This window comes from Pseudomonas sp. CFBP13508 (genome assembly GCF_005233515.1).
GTDB classification, from domain to species: domain Bacteria; phylum Pseudomonadota; class Gammaproteobacteria; order Pseudomonadales; family Pseudomonadaceae; genus Aquipseudomonas; species Aquipseudomonas mercuritolerans.
On sequence record NZ_QFZZ01000007.1, the window covers coordinates 1 to 25097 of the forward strand.

Genomic DNA, 25097 nt, shown 5'->3' on the forward strand with positions numbered 1-25097 from the left:
GGAAGGAGGTGCAGCGAAGCAAACCGTAGCCGCTGCGCCCGGATCGATCCCGCAGCGAAGGAACCCGAGCCTGCGAGGGCCGAACGTAGGAGCAAGCGTTTTTTTGCTTACTTTTTTTAGGCGTTTGTAAAAAAAGTGAGTCGCCGTAAGGGCGAAACCGCCAGCCGCAGCACCCGAAGCAACGGATATTCACCCAATCAGCCAGCATGCTCGCCTGTAAGGGCGCCTTCGCGAGCAGGCTCGCTCCCACAGTGAAAATGCGCCCGCCCAAAAATCAGCGGCAACAAAAAACCCGCAGACAATCACTCATCTGCGGGTCTCCCGTTCAAGCAGCCAAGAAGATCAGAAATCCTCCAGCCGCCACACCTCATAAGCAGGCGTCTCATACGGATGACTGAGCTTCAACGCCGCCACAACAGCCACGATCAACTCATCCGCCACGACAAGCTCAACCTTCCATTCCTCAACCCGCTCAACCTGCCCCGCCTCACCGATGAACGGCTGACTGCCGTCCAAAGGCCGAAACTGGCCAGAGCCAAGCACCTGCCACGCACAGTGGTCATAGTCACCGATCCGCCCACCACCGGCAGCGAACACAGCCCCTTTGACCACCTCGACATGACTGTCAGGAACAAAAAACGCCAGCTTGTACACGACGATCAGTTAACCCAGACGCGAGCATTACGGAACATGCGCATCCATGGCGCGTCTTCGTTCCAGTCTTCCGAACGCCACGAATTCTGCACCGCACGGAACACACGCTCCGGGTGCGGCATCATGATCGTCACGCGGCCGTCACGGCTGGTCAGGCCGGTGATCCCGCGCGGCGAGCCGTTCGGGTTGGCCGGGTAGGCTTCGGTGACCTTGCCGTGGTTGTCGACGAAACGCATCGCCACGCAACCGGACAGATCGGCTTCCAGCAATGCTTCTTCGCTGGCGAACTCGGCGTGACCTTCACCGTGAGCGATGGCGATCGGCATGCGCGAACCGGCCATGCCCTGCAGGAAGATCGAGTTCGATTCCTGGATCTGCACCATCGCCACCCGCGCTTCGAACTGCTCGGAGCGGTTGCGCACGAAGTGCGGCCAGAACTCGCTGCCCGGGATCAGCTCGTGCAGATTGGACATCATCTGGCAACCGTTGCACACGCCCAGCGTGAAGCTGTCGTTACGTTCGAAGAAGCCCTGGAACGCATCGCGGGCGCGGCTGTTGAACAGCGCCGACTTGGCCCAGCCCTCACCGGCGCCGAGCACGTCGCCGTAGGAGAAACCACCGCAGGCCACCAGGCCCTTGAACTCGTTGAGGTCGACACGACCGGCGAGGATATCGCTCATGTGCACGTCGATCGCGCTGAAACCGGCGCGGTCGAACGCGGCGGCCATTTCCACCTGACCGTTGACGCCCTGCTCACGCAGCACGGCAACCTGTGGGCGGATGCCTTTCTTGATGTAAGGCGCGGCGATGTCCTGATTGACGTCGTAGCTGAGCTTGACGCTCAGGCCCGGGTTGTCTTCTTCAAGCAGCGCGTCGAATTCCTGCTCGGCGCAGTCAGCGTTGTCGCGCAGACGCTGGATCTGGTAGCTGGTCTCGGCCCACTGACGCTGGAGCAGACGACGCTGGCCTTCGAACACGGTGTCACCGTTGAAGGTGATGTTGATCTGGCCATTGTTGATCGGCTGACCGATCACCGACACGCAGTCGCCCAGACCGGCGGCGCTGAATTGCGCGAGGATGTCCGGGGTGGCGTCCTGGCGAACCTGGATCACCGCACCGAGTTCTTCGTTGAACAGGATCGCGGCGATTTCCGAAGCGGATTCGGCAACGCTGTCAAGGTTCAGGCTCAGACCGCAGTGGCCGGCGAAGGCCATTTCCACCACGGAAGTCAGCAGACCACCATCGGAACGGTCGTGGTAGGCCAGCAGATGACCGTCGGCATTGAGGCCCTGGATCACCGCGAAGAAGGCTTTCAGGTCTTCGGCGTCATCGACGTCCGGCGCATGCTGGCCGAGTTTGCCGTGGACCTGTGCGAGGATCGAAGCACCCATGCGGTTCTGGCCGCGACCGAGGTCGATCAGGATCAGGTCGGTGGTGCCCTTGTCCATGCGCAGTTCCGGGGTCAGGGTCTGACGGATGTCAGCCACTGGCGCGAAACCGGTAACGATCAGCGACATTGGCGAGGTGACGGTCTTGTCTTCGCCGTTGTCGTTCCAGCGCGTGGCCATGGACATCGAGTCCTTGCCCACCGGAATGGTGATGCCCAGCTCAGGGCACAGCTCCATGCCGACCGCTTTCACGGTGTCGTACAGACGCGCGTCTTCGCCTGGGTGACCGGCCGCCGACATCCAGTTCGCCGACAGTTTGATGTCGGAGAGCTTGTTGATGCGCGAGGCGGCAATGTTGGTGATGGTTTCGCCGATGGCCATGCGGCCCGAGGCCGGCGCGTCCAGCAGAGCCAGCGGAGTACGCTCGCCCATCGCCATCGCTTCACCGGTGTACACGTCGAAACTGGTGGCAGTGACGGCAACGTCAGCCACCGGCACTTGCCATGGGCCAACCATCTGGTCACGGGCGACGAGGCCGGTGATGGTGCGGTCGCCGATAGTGATCAGGAAGCTTTTGCTGGCCACGGCCGGGTGATGCAGAACGCGTTCGATGGACTCGCTGATGTCGAGGTTCGACGGATCGAAGTCATCGCCCAGCTCGGCTTCGCGAACCACCGAACGGTGCATGCGCGGCGCCTTGCCCAGCAACACTTCCAGCGGCATGTCCACCGGGTTGTTGCCGAAGTGGCTGTCGGTCACGGTCAGTTGCGGTTCGGCAGTGGCTTCACCAACGACGGCAAACGGGCAACGCTCGCGTTCGCAGATCGTTTGGAAGCGCTCGAAGTCTTCCGGGCCGACTGCCAGCACGTAACGTTCCTGGGACTCGTTCGACCAGATTTCGTGCGGGGCCATGCCCGGCTCGTCGTTTGGAATGTTGCGCAGTTCGAAACGGCCACCGCGGTCGCCGTCGTTGACCAGTTCCGGGAAGGCGTTGGACAGACCGCCCGCGCCGACGTCGTGGATGAAGCTGATCGGGTTCTTGTCGCCCAGTTGCCAGCAACGGTCGATGACTTCCTGGCAGCGGCGCTCCATTTCAGGGTTTTCACGCTGCACGGAAGCAAAATCCAGATCCGCCGAGCTGGTGCCAGTGGCCATCGACGAAGCCGCGCCGCCGCCCAGACCGATCAACATCGCCGGGCCGCCGAGGACGATCAGCTTGGAGCCGACGACGATCTCGCCTTTCTTGACGTGCTCTTCGCGGATGTTGCCCATGCCGCCAGCGAGCATGATCGGCTTGTGGTAACCGCGCACTTCGTCACCGTGCGGAGTGGTGATCGATTGTTCGAAGGTACGGAAGTAGCCAGTCAGGGCCGGACGACCGAATTCGTTGTTGAACGCAGCGCCGCCGAGCGGGCCTTCGATCATGATGTCCAGCGCGGTGACGATGCGCTCAGGCTTGCCGTACGGCACTTCCCACGGCTGTTCGAAGCCCGGGATCTGCAGGTTCGATACGGTGAAACCGGTGAGGCCGGCCTTGGGCTTGGCGCCACGACCGGTTGCACCTTCGTCACGGATCTCGCCACCGGAACCGGTGGATGCGCCCGGGAACGGGGCAATCGCGGTCGGGTGGTTGTGGGTTTCAACCTTCATCAGAATGTGCACCGGCTCCTGCACCGCGCCGTACTGGCGGGTTTCAGGGTTCGGGAAGAAGCGGCCGGCGACGTTACCGACGATCACCGAAGCGTTGTCCTTGTAAGCGGACAGCACGCCTTCGCTGTGCATCTGATAGGTGTTCTTGATCATGCCGAACAGGCTTTTTTCCTGGCTCTGGCCGTCAATGTCCCAACTGGCGTTGAAGATCTTGTGGCGGCAGTGCTCGGAGTTGGCCTGGGCGAACATCATCAATTCGATGTCGTGCGGGTTGCGCTTCAGACCATTGAAGGCGTTGACCAGATAGTCGATCTCGTCTTCGGCCAGGGCCAGGCCCAGCTCGGTGTTGGCCTTTTCCAGCGCGGCGCGGCCGCCACCGAGGATGTCGATGGCGGTCAGCGGCTTCGGCTCGGCATGGCTAAACAGACCGGCGGCCTGCTCGAGGTTGGCCAGCACGATCTGGGTCATGCGGTCATGCAGCGCGTCCGAAATCAGCTGGGCTTCGGCTTCGCTGAACTGCCCTGCAACATAGAAGGCGATACCGCGTTCCAGGCGCTGGATCTTGCTGAGGCCGCAGTTGCGGGCGATGTCGCTGGCCTTGCTCGACCACGGCGAGATGGTGCCGAAACGCGGCAACACCAGAAACAGACGGCCGGTAGGCTCTTGAACCGGAACACTTGGGCCGTACTTCAGAAGGCGCGCTAGCACCTGCTGTTCGTCGCCGGTCAGGACGCCGGTGACTTCGGCGAAGTGAGCGAATTCAGCATACAGGCCAGTGACAGCTGGAACCTTCTGGCTCAGTTGCTCAAGGAGTTTGCTGTGGCGAAAGGCAGAAAGGGCAGGAGCGCCGCGCAGGATCAACATCTTCGGGACAGCCTCGGGAAGGGGTGTGCTTTGAGGCCGTGCATTCTAGCCTAAACCGACCTCAACATCACCCGAAACGCTACGCACGGTTGCACTCGGGTAGCAATCTGTGTTTCTGCCTTCGGGGTCAGGTAAATCGAGCGTTTCAGCATGGCTTATTTTTACTGTAACAAAATGCCCTGAAGGCCCGTATTCAAGGGATTTCGTTCGATTTTGTGATCGCTAGCAGACTAGTCCTACGCTGTCGAGATATGGCGCCCGTGGCCGTTTGCGTATACTGCGCAGATGTTTTTCCCAACGGCTTTGCGTCCGCGATACGCCAAATGGCTGATCGCAACCGGACTCTTCCTGGTGCTCGGTGGCTGTGTTGATAAACCCAACACACTCGAGCGCGTAAAGGAGGACGGTGTGCTGCGCGTGGTTACCCGCAACAGCCCCGCCACCTACTTTCAGGATCGCAGCGGTGAAACCGGCTTTGAATACGAGCTGGTGAAGCGCTTTGCCGACGATTTGGGCGTCGAGTTGAAGATCGAGACGGCGGACAATCTCGATGACCTGTTCAACCAGGTCGGCAAGCCAAACGGCCCGGTACTCGCGGCCGCCGGTCTGGTCGGCAGCGATGAACGCAAGAAGCAGGTGCGGTTCTCCCACTCCTACCTCGAAGTCACCCCGCAGATCATCTACCGCAACGGCCAGTCGCGCCCCACCGATCCGGCGGATCTGGTTGGCAAGAAGATCACCGTGCTCAAGGGCAGCACCCACGCCGAGCAACTGGCTGCGCTGAAACAGAAATATCCCGGCATCGAATACGAAGAATCCGACGCGGTCGAAGTCGTCGATCTGCTGCGCATGGTTGATGAAGGTCAGATCGACCTGACGCTGGTCGACTCCAACGAAGTGGCGATGAATCAAGTGTACTTCACCAATATCCGCGTGGCTTTCGACCTCGGCGACGCGCGCAGCCAGAGCTGGGCGGTGGGCCCGGGCGAAGACAACAGCCTGCTCAATGAAATCAACGCCTATCTGGACAAGGTGCAGAAGAACGGCACCCTGCAACGCCTGAAAGACCGCTATTACGGCCATGTCGATGTGCTTGGCTACATGGGCGCCACCACCTTCGCCCAGCACTTGCAGCAGCGCCTGCCGAAATACGAACAGCACTTCAAGAACTACGCGAAGAAAGAGAAAGTCGACTGGCGCCTGCTCGCCGCCATCGGTTATCAGGAATCCCTGTGGCAGCCGACGGTAACGTCAAAAACCGGCGTACGTGGCTTGATGATGCTGACCCAGAACACCGCGCAGGCGATGGGCGTATCGAACCGCCTCGACCCCAAGCAGAGCATCATGGGCGGCGCCAAGTACCTGGCTTATATGAAGGATCAGCTAGACGATTCGATCCAGGAACCGGATCGCACCTGGTTCGCGCTGGCGGCGTACAACGTCGGCAGCGGCCATCTGGATGACGCGCGCAAACTGGCGGCGAAGGAAGGCCTGAATCCGGACAAGTGGCTGGACGTGAAAAAGATCCTGCCGCGCCTCTCGCAGAAGCAGTGGTACAGCAAGACCCGCTACGGCTACGCCCGCGGTGGCGAGCCGGTGCATTTTGTGGCGAACATCCGTCGCTACTACGACATCCTGACCTGGGTAACCCAGCCGCAACTTGAAGGCGACCAGGTGGCCGAGGGCAACCTGCATGTTCCGGCGATCGACAAGTCGAAACCGGCGCAAGAGCCCGCCCCTCTTTAAAGCACAAGATCGCAGCCTTCGGCAGCTCCTACAGGGTTATGTGTACACCTGTAGGAGCTGCCGAAGGCTGCGATCTTTTGTTCTTAGCCCTTGAGAGCAGCAGCCAGGATCAGCGCTTTCATCTCCGACACAGCAGATTTGAAGCCGACAAACAACGCATGCGCCACCAGCGCATGGCCGATGTTCAGTTCATTGATGCCCTTGATCGCCGCCACGGCCTCGACGTTGTGGTAATGCAGGCCATGCCCGGCATTGACGATCAGCCCCTGGGCCAGTCCAAACGCCACGCCATCAGCGACGCGCTTGAGCTCTTCAGCCACTTCGGTGGGAGTTTCGGCATCGGCGTAACGACCGGTGTGCAGCTCGATGGCCGGCGCACCGACGCGCCTGGAGGCGGCGATCTGGCGCTCGTCGGCGTCGATGAACAGCGACACTTCGCTGCCGATTTTCGACAAACGCTCCACCGCAGCCCTGATGCGTTCTTCCTGCCCCGCCACATCCAGCCCACCTTCGGTGGTCAGTTCCTGACGGGTTTCCGGGACCAGGCAGATGTGCGCAGGGCGAATACGCTCGGCGAACGCCATCATTTCTTCGGTGACACCCATTTCGAAATTCATGCGTGTTTGCAGCACATCCTTGAGCAGCAGCACGTCGCGCTCCTGGATGTGGCGGCGATCTTCGCGCAGGTGCACGGTGATGCCATCAGCGCCCGCCTCTTCTGCGTCCAGCGCCGCTTTGACCGGATCCGGGTAGCGCGTGCCACGGGCCTGCCGCAGGGTGGCGACGTGGTCGATGTTCACGCCGAGAAGAATGCGATTGCTGCTGGTCACGGATGCGCTCCTGAATTGAGAGGTTCGGCGCACAGCATATCAGGGCTTGCGAAACAGCTCGCGACTGACAAGTGGGCGCCCGCCCAAATGCACCGCCAGCGCCTGGCGCATTAGACGCTTGGCCGCCGACAGCGCACCGGGCGCCGACCAGTCGGCTTCGGCCATGGCCAGCAGTTCGGTACCGTTGAACAGGCCTGGTTGCAGCAGATAAACCCTTTCGAGACCGGCATCGACTTGCAGACGATAGAGGCCGTCAGGTGCGACAGGCTCACCGTGCATATCGGTGTTCATTGAGAAGCCGTAGCCGAGATCATCCAGCAATCGCCATTCGAAGGAGCGCAACAATGGCTCCAGTGGTCGACCTTCGGCCAGCGCCAGCAAGGTCGCGGCGTAATGATCGAACACTGCCGGATGCGGATCTTCGGCCGGCAACAGGCGAATCAACAGCTCGTTGAGATAGAGGCCGCTAAACAGCGCTTCGCCATTGAGCCACGCCGAGGTGCCGGAGCTCTCCATACGCCCGACATTCTTCAGCTCGCCCTTGCCACGGAACTCGACCTCCAGCGCCACGAACGGCCGCGCCAGCGTCCCGGCCTTGCCCCGCGCACTGCGCAACACCGCCCGCAGCCGACCCTGCGGCGTAAGGAAATCGACCAATGCGCTGGTTTCGCGATAGGCACGCGAATGCAGGACGTAGGCGGGTTGGGCGGGAGGCGGGTTTTGCGACATTGAGTTCTCGATGAAGAAACGCGGTTTTACATACAACCCAAAACCACTGTGGGAGCGAGCCTGCTCGCGAAAGCGGAGTGACAGTCAACATCAATGCTGAATGTTACATCCTCTTCGCGAGCAGGCTCGCTCCCACAGTGAGTAGCGGTGTTTTCGAGATCGCTACTTACAGATCGCCATAACCCAGCGAACGCAGCGCGCGCTCGTCATCGGACCAGCCGCCCTTCACCTTGACCCACAGGTTGAGCATGATCTTGGAGTCGAACAGCAGCTCCATGTCCTTGCGCGCTTCGGTGCCGATGCGTTTGATGCGCTCGCCCTTGTCGCCAATGATGATTTTCTTCTGGCCGTCACGCTCGACGAGAATCAGCGCGTGGATGTGCAGGGTCTTGCCCTGCTGCTTGAACTCTTCGATTTCGACGGTGATCTGGTACGGCAGCTCGGCGCCCATCTGGCGCATGATTTTCTCGCGCACCAGCTCGGCGGCAAGGAAACGGCTGCTGCGGTCGGTGATCTGGTCTTCCGGGAAGAAGTGATCATTTTCCGGCAGGTGGTCGGCGATGACCTTTTCCAGCGCTTCGAGGTTGTGCCCGTGCTGCGCGGAAATCGGGATGATCTGCGCGTTCGGCAGCTGTTCCTGCAACCAGCTCAGGTGTGGCATCAGCTCGGCTTTGTCTTCGATGCGATCGGTCTTGTTCAGCGCGACGATCAGCGGGCCGGTCACGTACTGCACACGCTCCAGAACCATCTGGTCTTCGTCGGTCCACTTGGTACGGTCGACGACGAAGATCACCACGTCGACGTCTTTCAACGCCGCCGAAGCGGTTTTGTTCATGTAACGGTTCAGGGCCTTTTCGCCACCCTTGTGCATGCCCGGGGTGTCGACGTAGATCGCCTGCACGTCGCCCTCTGTCTTGATCCCGAGCATGTTGTGGCGGGTGGTCTGCGGCTTGCGCGAAGTGATCGCGAGCTTCTGCCCGAGGATGTGGTTGAGCAGCGTCGACTTGCCGACGTTGGGACGGCCGACGATGGCAACGTAGCCACAGCGAGTTGCGTTTGTATCAGTCATTGCCATTCTCCACGCCCAGGGCAATCAGTGCTGCGGCGGCCGCTACCTGTTCGGCAATACGACGACTCACACCCTGACCTCGGCTTTTTTCATTCAGTAAGACCACTTCGCATTCGACGAAGAAGGTTCGGCAGTGCGGTTCGCCCTGGATATCCACCACTTCGTAGCGTGGCAGTTCGCAACCGCGCGATTGCAGATGTTCCTGCAAGCGGGTTTTCGGATCCTTGTTGGTGTCGACCAGCGTCAGCCCTTCGAACTCGCCGGCCAACCACGCCAGCACGCGCTCGCGGGCGACGTCCATGCCGGCATCGAGGTAGATCGCACCGATCAGAGCTTCGAGGGCATCGGCGAGAATCGATTCACGGCGGAAACCACCGCTCTTCAGTTCACCCGATCCCAGGCGCAGATAATCGCCGAGGTCGAAACCGCGAGCCAGCACGGCCAGCGTCTCACCTTTTACCAGCCGTGCGCGCAAACGCGACAACTGGCCTTCGCGGGCCAGCGGGAAGCGATCGAACAGCGCCTCGCCAGCGACGAAGTTGAGGATGGCATCACCGAGGAATTCCAGACGCTCGTTGTTGCGCCCGGCAAAGCTGCGGTGCGTGAGGGCCAGCAGCATCAGCTCCTGATCCTTGAAGGTGTAACCGAGCTGGCGCTCGAGACGGCTTAGAGAAACGCTCACGGTTTACCCACGCTGAGTTCGTGGCTGGTTTCCACTGCCATCGCCGGGGTACGGCGCAGGCCTGGGACAATTAACGCTGTGTTCAAAAAATAAATCCTGGCGATTGCGAAGCCGATTGTGCCGGCTCCAGAAATGCATTCGGCGCTGTGGTCAACAGCGCCGTGTTTGATTACTTGATCAGGCCAACCCGCGAGAAATTCGGCAGGTGGCTGAGTTTCGGCTCTGGCCAGCTCATCCAGACCGCGAAGGCCTTGCCGACAATATTCTTGTCGGGAACCATGCCCAGCAGGTCCTTGGGAATATTCGGATCATCCCAGTAGCGGCTGTCGTTCGAATTGTCGCGGTTGTCGCCCATCATGAAGTAGTGCCCGGCAGGCACTGTCCACGAACGGTCCGGAGTGGCGCGGTAACGGCTCATTTCCTTGCGGATCAAGTGCTCGGCTGCGCCGAGTTTTTCCTGATAGAGCTCCGCGCTGCCCAGCGAACCCGCTTCGGCGCCGACCATCTTCTCGGCAATCGATTCGCCGTTGACGAACAGACGCTTGTCGGCGGTGTAACGCACCGTGTCACCCGGCAGGCCGACCACACGCTTGATGTAGTTGACGTTCGGGTCGCTCGGGTAGCGGAACACCATCACATCGCCGCGCTGCGGGTCACCGACTTCGATGATCTTCTTGTCGATCACCGGCAGACGGATGCCGTAGGAAAACTTGTTCACCAGAATGAAGTCGCCGACGTCCAGGGTCGGTTTCATCGAGCCGGACGGGATCTGGAACGGCTCCACCAGGAACGAACGCAGCACCAGCACGATGAACAGCACCGGAAAGAACGACTTGCCGTATTCGACCAGCAGCGGCTCTTTGTTCAGCTTCTCGACCACCACAGGCTCGGGCTGGCTGACACTGCCTTGATAAGAGGCAATGGCAGCACGCCGACGCGGTGCCAGGAACAGCAGATCAAGCAACGCCAACAGGCCGCAGACGAACACGGCGATGACCAGCAACAGCGGGAAATTTAGCGACATAGGACCTGATTATTCCAACCTGAGCACGGCGAGGAAGGCTTCCTGTGGAATTTCCACGTTGCCGACCTGTTTCATGCGTTTCTTACCGGCCTTCTGCTTCTCGAGCAGTTTCTTCTTACGACTGACGTCACCGCCGTAGCATTTGGCCAATACGTTCTTTCTGAGCGCCTTGACGGTTGTCCGCGCCACGATCTGACCACCGATGGCGGCCTGGATCGCCACGTCGAACATCTGACGAGGAATCAGTTCTTTCATCTTCTCGGTCAACTGGCGACCTTTGAAGTGCGAATTGTCACGGTGCACGATCAATGCCAGGGCATCGACCTTGTCGCCGTTGATCAGCACGTCCAGTTTCACCAGATTGGCCGATTGGTACCGATCGAAATGGTAGTCCAGCGAAGCATAGCCGCGGCTGGTGGATTTGAGACGGTCGAAGAAGTCCAGGACCACTTCGTTCATCGGCAGGTCGTAGGTCACTTGCACCTGATTGCCGAGGAACAGCATGTCGACCTGAACGCCGCGTTTCTCGATGCACAGGGTGATGACGTTACCCAAATGTTCCTGCGGTACGAGGATATTGGCGCGCACGATTGGCTCGCGCATGTCCTCGATTGCCGACACATCCGGAAGCTTCGACGGGTTGTCGACGTAAATCGTTTCACCGGTTTTCAACACCAGCTCGAAAATTACCGTCGGCGCGGTGGTGATCAGGTCCAGGTCGTATTCGCGCTCGAGGCGCTCCTGGATGATTTCCATGTGCAGCATGCCGAGGAAGCCGCAACGGAAGCCGAAGCCCAGGGCGTCGGAGCTTTCCGGGGTGTACTGCAGCGACGAGTCGTTCAGGGTCAGCTTCTGCAGCGCTTCGCGGAAATCCTCGAAGTCGTCGGAGCTGACGGGGAACAGACCGGCGTAAACCTGTGGCTGGATGCGTTTGAAGCCCGGCAGCACCGGCACGTCCGGCGTCGAGCTCAGGGTCAGGGTGTCACCCACCGGTGCACCATGAATGTCCTTGATGCTGGCGATGATGAAGCCCACTTCGCCGGCCTTCAGATCGACGGTCGCGGTGTGTTTCGGGTTGAACACGCCGACGCTGTCGACCAGGTGCACCTTGCCGGTGGACTTGACCAGAATCTTGTCGCCCTTCTTCACACGGCCGTGGCGCACACGTACCAGGGAAACAACGCCCAGGTAGTTGTCGAACCAGGAGTCGATGATCAACGCTTGCAGCGGATCTTCGATGTTGCCGGTCGGCGCAGGGATGGTGTGCACCAGACGCTCGAGCACTTCGTCGACACCCAGGCCGGTCTTGGCGCTGCAGGTGACGGCGTCGGTAGCGTCAATGCCGATGATCTTCTCGATCTCGTCCTTGACGCGATCCGGCTCGGCCTGTGGCAGGTCGATCTTGTTCAGGACCGGCATGACCTCCAGGCCCTGCTCAATGGCGGTGTAGCAGTTGGCCACGGACTGGGCTTCTACGCCCTGCCCCGCATCGACTACCAGCAAGGCACCTTCGCACGCGGCCAGGGAACGGCTGACTTCGTAGGTGAAGTCGACGTGGCCCGGGGTGTCAATGAAGTTCAGCTGGTAGGTGATGCCGTCGCGGGCTTTGTAATAGAGGGTAACGCTGTGGGCCTTGATGGTGATCCCGCGTTCGCGCTCAAGATCCATGGAATCCAGTACCTGGGCTTCCATTTCACGCTCGGCCAGGCCGCCGCACATCTGGATGAAACGGTCAGCCAGCGTCGACTTGCCATGGTCAATGTGGGCGATGATGGAGAAATTGCGGATATGACTCAAATCACTCACGGATCAACACTCAAAAAGGCTGCAGGCTTGGCCCGCCGAAAAATAGCCGGGAATTGTACCTGATACACGGCGCAAGCGTCACGTTCGCCTGTCACCCGGATCGCATGCAAAAACGCCCCGGTCTGGCGACCGAGGCGTTTTCAGGGTTCAAGCGCTCAATGAAAGCTTGTTCATCAGCCCGCGCGTCTGAGCAGCCAGACGCCTGCCAGCGCACACACGCCGGCCGGCACCAGTACCGCAAACAGCGGCGAGAAACCGAACACCAGACTCGATGGCCCCAGCAGATCCTGGACGATGCGGAAGGTGAAGCCCACCAGCACGCCGGTGAAAACACGCTGGCCGAGGGTCACCGAACGCAGCGGGCCGAAGATGAACGAGATCGCCATCAGCACCAGCGCGGCGGTCACCAGCGGCTGCAACACCTTGACCCAAAATGCCAGCCAGTAACGGCCATTGCTCAGGCCCTGCTCGGCCAGATAGTGGATGTAGCCCCACAGACCGCTGATCGACAGCGATTCCGGCGCCATGACCACGGTGCTGAGCAGTTGCGGGCTCAACGCCACATCCCACTCCTCGCTCGGGGCATTGACGACCTCAGTGCTGCGCTCGTGGAACAGCGTGGTGGCGACGTCGGTGAGCTGCCACTTGCTGCCGTCGAACTCGGCCTTTTTGGCGAAGCTGGAGCTGAGCAGATGGCGTTCTTTGTCGAAGTGATAGCGCGTCACGCCGTACAACAGACCGTTCGGTTGCACCGCGTTGATGTGGATGAATTCCTCACCCTGACGATGCCACATACCGTGCTTGGCGCTTTGCGCATCGCCGCTGCCCTGGGCCAGCGAGCGATTGGCCTGGGCCATGCTTTCGGTGGCCGGCGCGACGTATTCGCCAATCAGCACGCCGGCGAGCATCAGCACCAGCATCGGCTTCATGACCGCCCAGACGATACGGCCGATCGACACGCCAGCAGCGCGCATGACTGTCAGCTCACTGCTGCTGGCCAGACTGCCGAGACCGATCAGGCAGCCGATCAATGCCGCCATCGGCAGCATTTCATAGAGTCGGCGCGGTGCGGTCAGCAATACGAAACTGAGGACATCGACCAGTGTATAGGTGTCGCTGACGTCGCCCATTTCATCAATGAAGGCGAAAAGCGTTGCCAGGCCGAGGATGATCGCCAGCACGGCGATGATCGCCATGAATACGCTGCTGCCGATGTAGCGGTCGAGTTTAACCACGGGCCACCTCCAGCGCGGCGCTGCGACGGCTGGCCAGCTTCAGGCGCAGCGGCTCCCAATAAAGCAGGCCGAGGCCGATCACCAGGAAGATCGCGTGTACCCACCACAGACCGAGGGCCGGCGGGATCTTGCCTTTTTCAAGGGCGCCGCGAGCGGCAATCAGGATGGTCAGGTAAGCCATATAAAGAAGAATCGCCGGCAGCAGCTTGAGGAAACGCCCCTGACGCGGATTCACCCGCGACAGCGGCACCGCCATCAGGGTCACGATGAACACCAGCAGTGGCAGGGACATGCGCCATTGCAGTTCGGTTTTCGAACGGATGTCATCACTGCCCCACAGGGACGAGGTCGGCATTGCGTCACGATCGGTGACTTCTTCGCTGACATCCGGCTTGGGCAGCAGCACACCGTAGGTTTCGTAATGAATGGCGCGGTAATCGGCCTGCCCCGGGCTGCCGTCATAGCGAAAACCGTTGTCGAGGATCAGGTAGCGATTGCCGTCGGGGCGGATTTCCTGACGGCCCGACTCGGCCACCAGCACGGAAATCCCGCGGTCCTTTTTATCGGCGCCGAGGTTCTTCTGCGAGATGAACACGCTGCCGAGATTGACGCGATCGTCGCTCAGGGTTTCGGTGTAGGTCACCCGCGTACCGTCACGCAAGGCCTGGAAGCGGCCAGGTTCAAGGGTATCGAACTCGGTCAGCGCGTCCTGCTTGTTCAGCAGCAGCTGAAACTGGTTGGCGCCCTGCGGAGCCAGGCCGAGGCTCAGCCACGCCACCACCAGTGCCACCAGCGTTGCAGGAAACAGGGTCATGCGAAACAGCTTCTGCTGGCTCATGCCGGTGGCCGAGAGCACGGTCATTTCGCTTTCGAGATACAGGCGACCGTAGGCCAGCAGGATCCCGAGGAACAGGCCCAGCGGCAGAATCAGTTGCAGGAAACCCGGCAGACGAAAGCCCATGATCAGGAACAGCGAGCCCGGATCGAGCTGACCGGCCGCAGCCTGCGCCAGGTATTTGATGAAGCGACCGCTCATGATGATGACCAGCAGCACGGCACTTACGGCGCTGAGGGTCAACAGGACTTCGCGGGACAGATAACGGAAGACGATCAAACCAGACACTCCAGGGTTGTCAGGCTAAGGCGGCCAAACAAGCAAACACATCGACCGGCCCGCCATGCAGAGCGGTCGAAAAAAGATGCGGCATTATCCTGTGATTGGGTGCGCCTGTCACTGCGCACACTCATCCATCGCTGTAATCCCTTGCTGAGGGTTGTCAGGCGCGGGGAGCGAGGTTCAAACTGCGGCCCTTGTCGCAGGCTTTGGCCTGCGCCTCTTCTATCTATAAGCAGGCGACTGCGCACAGCGTCGAACGCCTGCGTGTTGACCATTCATTCAGGGATCCGGACATGGAACTGGTTGTAAAAAGCGTTAGCCCAGAAACGTTGAAAACCGCCACCCTGGTGGTTGCCGTCGGCGAAGGCCGCAAACTCGGTGTCGCCGCCAGACTGGTCGACGAGTCGAGCGGCGGCGCAATCAGCGCCGTACTCAAGCGTGGCGACCTGGCCGGCAAGGTCGGTCAGAGCCTGCTGCTGCACAGCCTGCCGAACCTGAAAGCCGAGCGCGTGTTGCTGGTCGGCGTGGGCAAGGACGAGGAGCTGGGCGACCGTCCGTTCCGCAAAATCGTTGCCGGCATCCTCAACACCCTCAAAGGCCTGGGCGGCGGCGATGCCGTGCTGGCGCTGGATGAAGTCATCGTCAAAGGTCGCGACAGCTACGGCAAAACCCGTCTGCTGGCAGAAACCCTGGTCGACGGCGGCTACACCTTCGACCAGTTCAAGAGCCAGAAAGCCGAACCGCGCGCCCTGAAGAAAATCACTCTGCTGACCATCAAGGCTGCGCAAGCCGAAGTGCAGCGCGCCGTGAATCACGCCACTGCTATCGCCAACGGCATGGCCTTCACCCGCGATCTGGGCAACCTGCCACCGAACATCTGCCACCCGACCTTCATGGGCGAACAGGCGAAGAACCTGGGCAAAGAGTTCAAGGATCTGAAAGTCGAAGTGCTCGACGAGAAGAAGATCAAATCCCTCGGCATGGGCTCGTTCTACGCCGTGGGCCAGGGCAGCGCCCAGCCGCCGCGCCTGATCGTCATGCAATACAGCGGTGGCAAAAAATCCGAGAAGCCGTTCGCACTGGTCGGCAAGGGCATCACCTTCGATACCGGCGGCATCAGCCTGAAGCCGGGCGCCGGCATGGACGAGATGAAGTACGACATGGGCGGCGCTGCTTCTGTTTTCGGTACGCTGCGCGCCGTGCTTGAGCTGAAACTGCCGATCAATCTGGTGTGCATCCTTGCCTGCGCCGAGAACATGCCGAGCGGCAACGCATCGCGTCCGGGCGACATCGTTACCACCATGAGCGGCCAGACTGTGGAAATCCTCAACACCGACGCTGAAGGCCGTCTGGTGCTGTGCGATGCGCTGACCTACGCCGAGCGCTTCAAGCCACAAGCGGTGATCGACATCGCCACCCTGACCGGTGCTTGCGTAGTTGCCCTGGGCGCACACACGTCCGGCCTGCTGGGCAACAACGACGAACTGATCGACCAGTTGCTCAGCGCCGGCAAGGCTGCCGACGACCGCGCCTGGCAACTGCCGCTGTTCGATGAGTATCAAGAGCAACTGGACAGCCCGTTCGCCGACATCGCCAACATTGGCGGGCCGAAGGCCGGCACCATTACTGCCGCCTGCTTCCTGTCGCGCTTCACCAAGAACCTCAACTGGGCGCATCTGGACATTGCCGGCACCGCTTGGACCAGCGGCGGCAAGGACAAGGGCGCCACTGGCCGTCCGGTCCCCCTCCTGACCCAGTACCTGCTGGATCGCGCCAAGGCCTGAAACCGCTGAAAGGTGGCGTCACCCTCGGGTGACGCCACTTGCCGCTCTGGAACCGCAATGACCAAAGTCGACTTCTATATCCTGCCCAGCGCCGATCCATCAGCGCGCCTGGATTTCGTCTGCAAGCTCACCGAGAAAGCCTGGCGCATGGGCCACCGCATCTACCTGCATTGCAGCGATTCGGCTCAGCGTGACGATCTCGATGCGCGTCTGTGGGCATTCAAGGGTGAAAGCTTCGTGCCCCACGGCCCGGCCGACAGCGAACCGGACGGTTTGATCGTGCTAGGACTCGGGCAAGACTGCGGTGAACATCAGGATCTGCTGGTCAATCTCGACCTGAAAGTCCCGGCCTTCGCCAGCAAGTTCGCTCGAGTGGCGGAGGTGGTGGTGGAAGATCCGGCCATCCGAGCAGCGGCGCGGGAGAGTTTCCGCTTCTACCGCGAACAGGGCTATTCTCTGCAAGACCACCGTTTACAGCGACTCTGAGCACTCCAATGGACACTCCGAAACCGCAACAGAAGTCCGCACACCTGCTGGACGATCTCGAATCGATCCGCCAGTTGCTCGGCGATGACAACCTGCAACCGCCGCTGTTGACCGATACGGTCGATGACAGCGAACAGGAACAGATTCCAATGCTGTTCGACTCCGTCGGCAACCAGCCGGCGGCCGTCGAGCCGCCACCAGCGCCGCCGGCTGCCCCGGCTGCCGCACCGGTCGATAAAGGCCCGGACGCACTTCTCCACCTGGACAGCGAGCTGCGCGCCGCCGCGCAATTGATCATGCAAGACGTGATCGACGACTTCGCTCCGCACATCGAAACCGAAATCAAACGTCGCCTCGATGCGCGGATGGAACGGCTGCTCGCTGCAGCTGCAAGCGGCAAGCTTTAAGCTGCAAGCCAAAGCCAAAGCAAATCCGCCGCGCTCCTCTTGAAGCTTGCAGCTTGTGGCTTGTGGCTGTCCCCACGGCTATACTTCCCGGCTTTTCCTGAATAAATGCCAATAGGGTCCCGCCGCGCATGGATAAGACCTACCAGCCGCACGCCATTGAAACTTCCTGGTACAAGACCTGGGAGTCCGAGAACTACTTCGCCCCGCAAGGCGCGGGCGAGTCCTACACCATCATGATCCCGCCGCCGAACGTCACCGGCAGCCTGCACATGGGTCACGGCTTCAACAACGCGATCATGGACGCGTTGATCCGTTTCCGCCGCATGCAGGGTCGCGACACCCTGTGGCAGCCGGGCACCGACCACGCCGGTATCGCCACACAGATGCTGGTGGAGCGCCAACTCGAAGCCCAGGGCCAGAATCGTCACGATCTGGGCCGGGAAAAATTTCTTGAGAAAGTCTGGGAGTGGAAAGATCAGTCCGGCGGCAACATCAGCCGGCAGATCCGCCGCCTCGGCTCGTCCGTCGACTGGAGCCGCGAGCGCTTCACCATGGACGACGGCCTCTCGGAAGCGGTCAAGGAAGCCTTCGTGCGCCTGCATGAAGACGGCCTGATCTACCGCGGCAAGCGTCTGGTCAACTGGGACACCAAACTGCACACAGCGATTTCCGACCTCGAAGTGGAAAACCACGAAGAGAAAGGCTTTCTGTGGAACCTGAAATATCCATTGGCCGATGGCGTTAAAACCGCCGAGGGCAATGACTTCCTGATCGTCGCCACCACTCGTCCGGAAACCATGCTCGGCGACTCCGCCGTCGCGGTTAACCCGAACGACGAGCGCTACAAGGCCCTGATCGGTAAATTTGTCGAGCTGCCATTGGTTGGCCGGCGCATCCCGATCATCGCCGACGATTATTGCGACCCTGAATTCGGCACCGGCTGCGTGAAAATCACCCCGGCCCACGATTTCAACGACTACGAAGTCGGCAAGCGCCACAACCTGCCCCTGCTGAACATCTTCGACAAGAACGCCAACGTGCTGCCTGCCGCCCAGGTGTTCAACCTCGACGGCACGCTGAACGAGAGCATCGACGGCAAGATTCCGGCCGAGTTCGCCGGTCTGGAACGTTTCGAAGCGCGCAAGCAGATCGTTGCCGCTTTCGACGCCGCCGGCCTGCTGGTGAGCGTCAACGATCACAACCTGAAAACGCCGAAAGGCGATCGCTCCGGCACGGTCATCGAGCCGTGGCTGACCGACCAGTGGTACGTATCGACCAAGCCTCTGGCCGAGCCGGCGATTGCTGCCGTTGAAGACGGTCGCATCCAGTTCGTGCCCAAGCAGTACGAAAACATGTACTTCTCGTGGATGCGCGACATCCAGGACTGGTGCATCAGCCGTCAGCTGTGGTGGGGCCACCGGATTCCGGCCTGGTACGACGAGTCGGGCAAGGTCTACGTGGGTCGCGACGAAGCCGAAGTGCGCGCCAAGCACAACCTCGGCCCGGACGTTGCGCTGCAACAGGACAACGACGTACTCGACACCTGGTTCAGCTCCGGCCTATGGACGTTCTCTACTCTGGGCTGGCCTGAGCAGACCGAGTTCCTGAAGAAATTCCACTCCACCGACGTGCTGGTCACCGGTTTCGACATCATTTTCTTCTGGGTTGCCCGGATGATCATGATGACCATGCACCTGATGAAGAACGAAGACGGCACGCCGCAGGTTCCGTTCAAGACTGTCTACGTACACGGTCTGGTACGCGACGGCCAGGGCCAGAAGATGTCCAAGTCCAAGGGCAACGTCCTTGACCCGCTGGACATCATCGACGGCATCGACCTCGAAACCCTGGTGCAGAAGCGCACCTCGGGCCTGATGCAACCGAAACTGGCGAAGAAGATCGAGAAAGCCACCCGCGAAGAATTCGCCAATGGCATCGAAAGCTATGGCACCGACGCCCTGCGCTTCACCTTCTGCTCGCTGGCCTCGACCGGACGCGACATCAAGTTCGACATGGGCCGCGTCGAAGGCTATCGCAACTTCTGCAACAAGATCTGGAACGCCGCGCGTTACGTTCTGGACAAGGGCGAAGACTGCGGCCAGAACGGCGAAGCCTACGAGCTGTCGCTGGCCGATCGCTGGATCATCTCGCAACTGCAACGCACCGAAGCCGAAGTGACCCGTCAACTGGATCAGTTCCGTTTCGACCTCGCCGCGCAAGCGCTGTACGAATTCATCTGGAACCAGTACTGCGACTGGTATCTGGAACTGTCCAAACCTGTGTTGTGGGACGAGAACGCGCCGGTCGAACGTCAGCGCGGCACTCGCCGGACCTTGGTGCGCGTGTTGGAAGTGGCGCTGCGCCTGGCGCACCCGTTCATGCCGTTCATCACTGAAGAAATCTGGCAGCGCATCGCGCCGCTGGCCGGTATTCAGGGCAAGACGATCATGCTGCAGCCTTGGCCGGTGGCTAACGAAGAGCGCATCGATCCGGCGGCGGAAAACGACATCGAATGGCTCAAGGAACTGATGCTCGGCACGCGCAACATTCGTGGCGAGATGAACATCGGCCCGGGCAAGCCACTGCCGATCTTCCTGAAGAACGTCAGCGCTGAAGACCAGCGCCGCCTGACCGAGAACGAAGCGCTGCTGAAGAAGCTGGCGCGTCTGGAATCGATCACCGTACTCGCCGCTGGCGAAGAAGCACCGCTGTCCGCTACCGCACTGGTGGGCGAGATGGAAGTGCTGGTGCCAATGGCCGGCCTGATCGACAAAGGCGCCGAACTGGCGCGTCTGGACAAGGAAATCCTGCGTTTGCAGGGCGAAGTCCAGCGGGTTGGCGGCAAGCTGTCCAACGCAGGTTTCGTCGACAAGGCTCCGGCCGAAGTCATCGAGAAGGAACGCGCCAAACTGGCCGAGGCCGAACAGGCCCTGGGCAAACTGGCCGAGCAGCACGCGCGGATTGCCAGTCTGTAACGGCAAATCGCACTGAAAAAGGGAGGCCCAAGTGGCCTCCCTTTTTTATTCCTGCAAAACCTCGAGTCCCCTGTGGGAGCGAGCCTGCTCGCGAAAGCGCTGAGTCAGCCGACAAATCTGCCGGATGTGCAACCGCCTTCGCGAGCAGGCTCGCTCCCACAGTTTGAACGGTGTTGCCTTCAGATGTGGGACAATGCCCGCCACTTTCAGCCATACCCGAATCGACCACGCCCATGACCGCCCCCCGCACACCCAAACCTGCGCGCAAGAAGCCTGACGCCGCGTCCCCGAGCAAAGCCGTCGAGCCGCGTGAGAAGGCCAGCCTGCATCCGCGCAATCGCCATCAGGGTCGTTACGACTTTCCGGCACTGATCAAGACCACGCCGGAACTGGCCAAGTACGTGATCACCAACCCGTACGGCAAGGAAAGCATCGACTTCGCCAGCCCCGACGCGGTGCGGGTGTTCAACCGGGCGCTGCTCAAGGCGTTCTACGGTATTCAACATTGGGATATCCCGGCGGACTATCTGTGCCCTCCGGTTCCGGGGCGTGCCGACTATGTGCACTTTCTCGCCGACCTGCTGGCGAGCATGAACGACGGCAAGGTGCCGCGCGGCGCGATCGTCAATGTGCTGGACATTGGTATGGGCGCCAACTGCGTGTATCCGCTGATCGGCAATAGCGAATACCGTTGGCACTTCCTCGGCTCGGAGATCGACCCGACAGCCGTGGCGGCGGCGCGAGCCATCGTGCAATCGAATGATCTGAGCAAGGTGATCCAGCTGCGCCAGCAGGAAAACCGCAAGCACATCCTCATCGGCTTGCTGGAGCCGGGCGAGCGTTTCGACCTGACCATGTGCAACCCGCCATTCCACGCTTCCATGGAAGAGGCGACCAAGGGCAGCGAGCGCAAGTGGCGCGCCTTGGGCAAGGCCGACCCGAAACGCAAGCTGCCGGTGCTGAACTTCGGCGGACAATCGGCAGAGCTGTGGTGTGAAGGCGGTGAAGCACGCTTCGTGACGCAGTTGATTGCCGAGAGCGCGAACTTCCAGCACAAGGTGTTGTGGTTCAGCACGCTGGTATCGAAGGCATCGAACCTGCCGGCCATCGAGACGGCACTGAAGAAGGCCGGCGTGCTGGAAAGCCAGGTGGTGGAGATGTCGCAGGGGCAGAAGCAGAGCCGCTTTGTCGCCTGGACCTTCCAGACCAAGTCCGAGCAGCAGATCTGGCGGCGCGAGCGCTGGGTGCGCTGATAGCTTCGCAGATGCCCCTGTAGGAGCTGCGGCACGCTGCGATCTTTTGATCTTGATCTTGATGGTTAAAACAAGATCAAAAGATCGCAGCCTTCGGCAGCTCCTACGGGACGTGCACCCACAAAGACCCTAGTGACATCAAGAAATCACAGACACAAAAAAACCGTGCCCCGGATCACTCCGAAGCACGGTTTTTTTTATCGCTGCGTCTTACTTGTTCACAGCGTCGGTCAGGCCTTTGGCCACAACCAGCTTGATCACTTTCTTTGCAGGGATTTCGATGGCAGCGCCAGTCGAAGGGTTACGGCCGGTGCGGGCAGGACGCTCGGTCACTTTCAGCTTGCCGATACCTGGCAAGGTGATTTCGCCGCCGTTTTCCAGCTGATCGGCAACGATTTGGCCCAGTTGGTCCAGAGCGTTACGCGCGGTGGTTTTCGGCGCGTCGATAGCTTCAGCGATGTCGGCGATCAGTTGGTCTTTAGTAAGAGCCATGTAGTGTTCCTTCCCTATCAAATTCATATGGATTGCAGAGTGCAGTGTCAGCCATCGAGCCCGATCTTCTGGATCTGGCACCCTCGGCGATAACCACGACGAGTCGGGTTATAGATGCCGAAATCAGGGTTTGGTTCGACCTGACAAATGCTGAATGCACGCTTAACGCAGTGACTTCGCGTAAGACCGGGCAAAACTAGCACAGCGACAAGGAAATATCCGCCTCTAGCTACCCATTTGGTCAGCTTTATTGCGCTAAATCGGTAAAAAACCGCATAAGGCCGGCCCCTTGCCCCGGTTTCAGCCTTCAACCCCCTGTAGGAGCTGCCGAAGGCTGCGATCTTTTGACTTTGTTTTTTTCAAAAACAAGATCAAAAGATCGCAAGCTTCGGTAGCTCCTGCACAGAGCCTCAGATAGAGATTCGGGTACACTGAGCGCTTTTTCGGGGGAGCCTGCCCTCCTCCCTTCCAACAGCCGAGAAGCCCATGCCGATCCGTCATTGCATCGTCCACCTGATCGACAAAAAACCCGACGGCACGCCCGCAGTTCTGCATGCCCGTGACTCCGAACTGGCCGAGTCCGCAGCCATCGAAAACATGCTCGCCGACCTCAACGAAAGCTACAACGCCAAACAGGGCAAAGCCTGGGGCCTGTTCCATCCGGAATCCGGCGCGTTCCCCTTCAGCGGCTGGCTGAAGGAGTACATGGAAGGCGGCCGTGACTTCACCGCGTTCAGTAAAGTGGCGGTCGAGCATCTGCAGAAGCTGATGGAGGAATCCAACCTGTCGGTGGGTGGCCATGTGCTGTTTGCCCACTATCAGCAAGGCATGACCGACTACCTGGCAATCGCCCTGCTGCACCACAGCGAAGGCGTGGCGGTAACCGACGAGCTCGACGTGACGCCTTCGCGCCATCTCGACCTCGGCCAATTGCATCTGGCAGCGCGGATCAACGTTTCCGAGTGGCAGAACAACAAGCAGTCCAAGCAGTACATCTCGTTCATCAAGGGCAAGAATGGCAAGAAGGTCTCGGAATACTTCCGCGACTTCATCGGCTGCCAGGAAGGCGTCGACGGCCCCGGCGAGACGCGCACACTGCTCAAGGCCTTCAGCGACTTTGTCGAGAGCGAAGACCTGCCGGAAGACTCGGCCCGCGAGAAAACCAAAACGCTGGTCGACTACGCCAGCAGCCAGGCCAAGCTCGGCGAACCGATGGGTCTTGAGGAACTGTCAGAGCTGATCGACGAAGAACGCCCGAAGGCCTTCTACGACCACATCCGCAACAAGGACTATGGCCTGTCGCCGGAGATCCCGGCGGACAAACGTACCCTCAACCAATTCCGCCGCTTTACCGGCCGCGCCGAAGGCCTGTCGATCAGCTTCGAAGCGCACCTGCTGGGTTCGAAGATCGAGTACGACGAAGAGAACGGCACCCTGATCATCAAAGGCCTGCCGACTTCGCTGACCGATCAGTTGAAGCGGCGTAACTGATGCTCGGCAATGTGCTGAAAAAAGTCGCCCTGGTATTGCTGGTGGTCGTGGTCTATCAGAACTGGGGCAAGATCGAGCGGGTGTTCAATCCCGCGCAAATGGTCTCGCCGCAGACCCGGGCGCAAGCCAACGTCGTGCTCTATGCCACCGACTGGTGCGGTTACTGCAAACAGACCAAACGCTTTCTCGACAGCAAGGGCATACCGTTCAAGGAGTTCGACATCGAGAAGGATGCCGATGCGCGCCAGGCGTATGAGGCACTGGGTGGGCGCGGGATTCCGCTGATCGATGTGAACGGCACGTTGATTCGCGGATTTGATCCAGACGAAATCCTCGCTGCCCTGAAATAGTCCACTGTGGGAGCGAGCCTGCTCGCGAAAGCGCTGCATCAGCCAACGATAATGTTGAATGATCCATCGTCTTCGCGAGCAGGCTCGCTCCCACAGGTTTTGCAGCTGACTGGATAAATCAGCGCGCTTCGATACGGAACCCAAAACGCGGAAAGTGCACATGCACCACGCCGCCACGTTCGTCTTCACGGCGAATGATCAGCTCTTCACTGCCAGCAAACAGCAGCTCGCCCACCACCGGATCAACGCCGTAATCGATAGCGGCAATTGCCACTTGCTGGCCGGCCTTGAAGCCGTTCGGATCGACGAACCGCTCATCCGGCAATGCCGCTGGCGTCGCGTTATGCGCGACCTCCAATGCCTCGGCGGAAGACATCTCGCTCGCTGCGCCATGGCCGAACCCCAGCACCCGACCCAGCCACGCCGCGACCGCCGGATATTCATCCACCAGCGGCGCCGTGACGTGGGTCGCCTTGAGGAACCACAGCGGATGCGCCAACGCGAAGTCGGCAATCGACGGTTCGCCAAAGAGGAAGTCACCCTGTTCGCGCTGCAACTGTTGCTCCAGCCGCGCCATGATCGTCGGCCACTGATGCTTGGCCTGCTCGGCGGACAGACGCGTGGCGCTGCCACCGCTGAACAAACCGGCGCGGTCGGCCAGGAAGGCCTTGATCGCTTCCGGCGGCAATTTGCCGAAACGCACCGCCACCGATTCCGGCTGGAACACTAGGCTCACGGCGTGCTGGAACACCACCGAATCGGCCCACGCGGCAAAACTGGCGCTGGTCATTTCCTGGCCCTCGGGGAAGAACGCCGGCAGGGCTTTTTCCTGTTCCAGGCGTCGAGCGATCAGTGCGGTGTCGCAATAGATGTCAGCACCGATCTGCAACACTGGAGTCTTGCGGTAGCCACCGGTCAACGCGGTCAGATCCGGCTTTGGCATCACCGGGGAAATATGCACCGAACGCCAGGACAGGCCTTTGAAACCCAGCAGCAGGCGGGCCTTCTCGGCGAATGGAGAGGTCGGGTAATGGTGCAGAATCAACTCAGACATGCTCGGCTCCG

The 25097-nt window shown here is 60.5% G+C and carries 20 protein-coding genes; 8 read left to right on the forward strand and 12 right to left on the reverse strand.

What is annotated here, in order from left to right; translation table 11 throughout:
* Window positions 1-342: 342 nt before the first annotated feature.
* Both PspCFBP13508_RS19335 and purL read right to left on the reverse strand, forming a co-directional pair.
* Window positions 343-654: a YqfO family protein gene (locus tag PspCFBP13508_RS19335; RefSeq protein ID WP_095050948.1), complete on the reverse strand. Its 312-nt coding sequence runs from the start codon at window positions 652-654 to the stop codon at window positions 343-345.
* 5 nt (window positions 655-659) lie between these two features.
* Window positions 660-4556: a phosphoribosylformylglycinamidine synthase gene (purL, locus tag PspCFBP13508_RS19340; protein WP_137215430.1), complete on the reverse strand. Its 3897-nt coding sequence runs from the start codon at window positions 4554-4556 to the stop codon at window positions 660-662.
* A 285-nt stretch (window positions 4557-4841) separates the two neighbouring features.
* Here purL and mltF point away from each other — a divergent pair, with 285 nt between their 5' ends.
* Entirely contained in the window at window positions 4842-6302 is a 1461-nt protein-coding gene (gene mltF, locus PspCFBP13508_RS19345; RefSeq protein ID WP_137215431.1) for a membrane-bound lytic murein transglycosylase MltF, read from the forward strand.
* Between the two features lie 83 nt (window positions 6303-6385).
* Here mltF and pdxJ read toward each other — a convergent pair whose 3' ends face one another.
* From pdxJ to lptF, 8 genes are all read right to left on the reverse strand, one after another.
* Entirely contained in the window at window positions 6386-7132 is a 747-nt protein-coding gene (gene pdxJ, locus PspCFBP13508_RS19350; RefSeq protein WP_137215432.1) for a pyridoxine 5'-phosphate synthase, read from the reverse strand.
* Between the two features lie 39 nt (window positions 7133-7171).
* Window positions 7172-7861, reverse strand: coding sequence for a DNA repair protein RecO (recO, locus tag PspCFBP13508_RS19355; protein WP_016771561.1), 690 nt, complete (start codon window positions 7859-7861; stop codon window positions 7172-7174).
* Between the two features lie 166 nt (window positions 7862-8027).
* Window positions 8028-8930, reverse strand: a complete 903-nt coding sequence (era, locus tag PspCFBP13508_RS19360; RefSeq protein ID WP_016771562.1) for a GTPase Era — start codon at window positions 8928-8930, stop codon at window positions 8028-8030.
* The gene (rnc, locus tag PspCFBP13508_RS19365) at window positions 8923-9612 is read right to left on the reverse strand and encodes a ribonuclease III (RefSeq protein WP_024011703.1); all 690 of its coding nucleotides are present in this window, start codon (window positions 9610-9612) and stop codon (window positions 8923-8925) included. The genes era and rnc overlap by 8 nt, the downstream gene beginning before the upstream one ends.
* Before the next feature lie 169 nt (window positions 9613-9781).
* Window positions 9782-10636: a signal peptidase I gene (gene lepB, locus PspCFBP13508_RS19370; RefSeq protein WP_016771563.1), complete on the reverse strand. Its 855-nt coding sequence runs from the start codon at window positions 10634-10636 to the stop codon at window positions 9782-9784.
* 9 nt (window positions 10637-10645) lie between these two features.
* The gene (gene lepA, locus PspCFBP13508_RS19375; protein WP_133334871.1) at window positions 10646-12442 is read right to left on the reverse strand and encodes a translation elongation factor 4; all 1797 of its coding nucleotides are present in this window, start codon (window positions 12440-12442) and stop codon (window positions 10646-10648) included.
* A gap of 173 nt (window positions 12443-12615) precedes the next feature.
* A complete protein-coding gene (gene lptG / locus PspCFBP13508_RS19380) occupies window positions 12616-13677 on the reverse strand; it encodes an LPS export ABC transporter permease LptG (RefSeq protein ID WP_122601897.1) in 1062 nt (353 codons plus the stop codon).
* Window positions 13670-14791, reverse strand: coding sequence for an LPS export ABC transporter permease LptF (gene lptF, locus PspCFBP13508_RS19385; RefSeq protein WP_130910109.1), 1122 nt, complete (start codon window positions 14789-14791; stop codon window positions 13670-13672). The genes lptG and lptF overlap by 8 nt, the downstream gene beginning before the upstream one ends.
* 296 nt (window positions 14792-15087) lie before the next feature.
* Between lptF and PspCFBP13508_RS19390 the strand changes: the two genes are divergently transcribed.
* From PspCFBP13508_RS19390 to rlmF, 5 genes are all read left to right on the forward strand, one after another.
* Window positions 15088-16578: a leucyl aminopeptidase gene (locus PspCFBP13508_RS19390; protein ID WP_137215433.1), complete on the forward strand. Its 1491-nt coding sequence runs from the start codon at window positions 15088-15090 to the stop codon at window positions 16576-16578.
* A gap of 57 nt (window positions 16579-16635) precedes the next feature.
* Window positions 16636-17064, forward strand: coding sequence for a DNA polymerase III subunit chi (locus PspCFBP13508_RS19395; RefSeq protein WP_137215434.1), 429 nt, complete (start codon window positions 16636-16638; stop codon window positions 17062-17064).
* Window positions 17065-17072: 8 nt separating this feature from the next.
* Window positions 17073-17471, forward strand: coding sequence for a DNA polymerase III subunit chi (locus PspCFBP13508_RS19400; protein ID WP_110647046.1), 399 nt, complete (start codon window positions 17073-17075; stop codon window positions 17469-17471).
* A gap of 128 nt (window positions 17472-17599) precedes the next feature.
* The gene (locus tag PspCFBP13508_RS19405; protein WP_073473636.1) at window positions 17600-20446 is read left to right on the forward strand and encodes a valine--tRNA ligase; all 2847 of its coding nucleotides are present in this window, start codon (window positions 17600-17602) and stop codon (window positions 20444-20446) included.
* 233 nt (window positions 20447-20679) lie between these two features.
* The gene (rlmF, locus tag PspCFBP13508_RS19415) at window positions 20680-21699 is read left to right on the forward strand and encodes a 23S rRNA (adenine(1618)-N(6))-methyltransferase RlmF (protein WP_016771571.1); all 1020 of its coding nucleotides are present in this window, start codon (window positions 20680-20682) and stop codon (window positions 21697-21699) included.
* Between the two features lie 210 nt (window positions 21700-21909).
* On the opposite strand, the gene PspCFBP13508_RS19420 is transcribed toward rlmF, so the two are convergent.
* Complete coding sequence (locus PspCFBP13508_RS19420; RefSeq protein WP_003221909.1) at window positions 21910-22191, reverse strand: HU family DNA-binding protein; 282 nt, start codon at window positions 22189-22191, stop codon at window positions 21910-21912.
* A 486-nt stretch (window positions 22192-22677) separates the two neighbouring features.
* On the opposite strand from PspCFBP13508_RS19420, the gene yejK reads away from it, so the two are divergent.
* Window positions 22678-23682, forward strand: coding sequence for a nucleoid-associated protein YejK (gene yejK / locus PspCFBP13508_RS19425; RefSeq protein ID WP_039759184.1), 1005 nt, complete (start codon window positions 22678-22680; stop codon window positions 23680-23682).
* Entirely contained in the window at window positions 23682-24032 is a 351-nt protein-coding gene (locus PspCFBP13508_RS19430; RefSeq protein ID WP_016771573.1) for a glutaredoxin family protein, read from the forward strand. The genes yejK and PspCFBP13508_RS19430 overlap by 1 nt, the downstream gene beginning before the upstream one ends.
* Window positions 24033-24150: 118 nt before the next feature.
* On the opposite strand, the gene PspCFBP13508_RS19435 is transcribed toward PspCFBP13508_RS19430, so the two are convergent.
* Window positions 24151-25086, reverse strand: coding sequence for a glutathione S-transferase family protein (locus PspCFBP13508_RS19435; RefSeq protein WP_110600239.1), 936 nt, complete (start codon window positions 25084-25086; stop codon window positions 24151-24153).
* Window positions 25087-25097: the final 11 nt, after the last annotated feature.

Bases quoted from the DNA above. Each gene is read 5' to 3' on its own strand.
- PspCFBP13508_RS19420 (WP_003221909.1), bottom strand. From the start codon at position 22,191: ATGGCTCTTACTAAAGACCAACTGATCGCCGACATCGCTGAAGCTATC.
- yejK (WP_039759184.1), top strand. From the start codon at position 22,678: ATGCCGATCCGTCATTGCATCGTCCACCTGATCGACAAAAAACCCGAC.
- era (WP_016771562.1), bottom strand. From the start codon at position 8,930: ATGACTGATACAAACGCAACTCGCTGTGGCTACGTTGCCATCGTCGGC.
- lepB (WP_016771563.1), bottom strand. From the start codon at position 10,636: ATGTCGCTAAATTTCCCGCTGTTGCTGGTCATCGCCGTGTTCGTCTGC.
- purL (WP_137215430.1), bottom strand. From the start codon at position 4,556: ATGTTGATCCTGCGCGGCGCTCCTGCCCTTTCTGCCTTTCGCCACAGC.
- recO (WP_016771561.1), bottom strand. From the start codon at position 7,861: ATGTCGCAAAACCCGCCTCCCGCCCAACCCGCCTACGTCCTGCATTCG.
- PspCFBP13508_RS19400 (WP_110647046.1), top strand. From the start codon at position 17,073: ATGGACACTCCGAAACCGCAACAGAAGTCCGCACACCTGCTGGACGAT.
- rlmF (WP_016771571.1), top strand. From the start codon at position 20,680: ATGACCGCCCCCCGCACACCCAAACCTGCGCGCAAGAAGCCTGACGCC.
- mltF (WP_137215431.1), top strand. From the start codon at position 4,842: ATGTTTTTCCCAACGGCTTTGCGTCCGCGATACGCCAAATGGCTGATC.
- PspCFBP13508_RS19435 (WP_110600239.1), bottom strand. From the start codon at position 25,086: ATGTCTGAGTTGATTCTGCACCATTACCCGACCTCTCCATTCGCCGAG.
- PspCFBP13508_RS19390 (WP_137215433.1), top strand. From the start codon at position 15,088: ATGGAACTGGTTGTAAAAAGCGTTAGCCCAGAAACGTTGAAAACCGCC.
- PspCFBP13508_RS19405 (WP_073473636.1), top strand. From the start codon at position 17,600: ATGGATAAGACCTACCAGCCGCACGCCATTGAAACTTCCTGGTACAAG.
- PspCFBP13508_RS19395 (WP_137215434.1), top strand. From the start codon at position 16,636: ATGACCAAAGTCGACTTCTATATCCTGCCCAGCGCCGATCCATCAGCG.
- PspCFBP13508_RS19430 (WP_016771573.1), top strand. From the start codon at position 23,682: ATGCTCGGCAATGTGCTGAAAAAAGTCGCCCTGGTATTGCTGGTGGTC.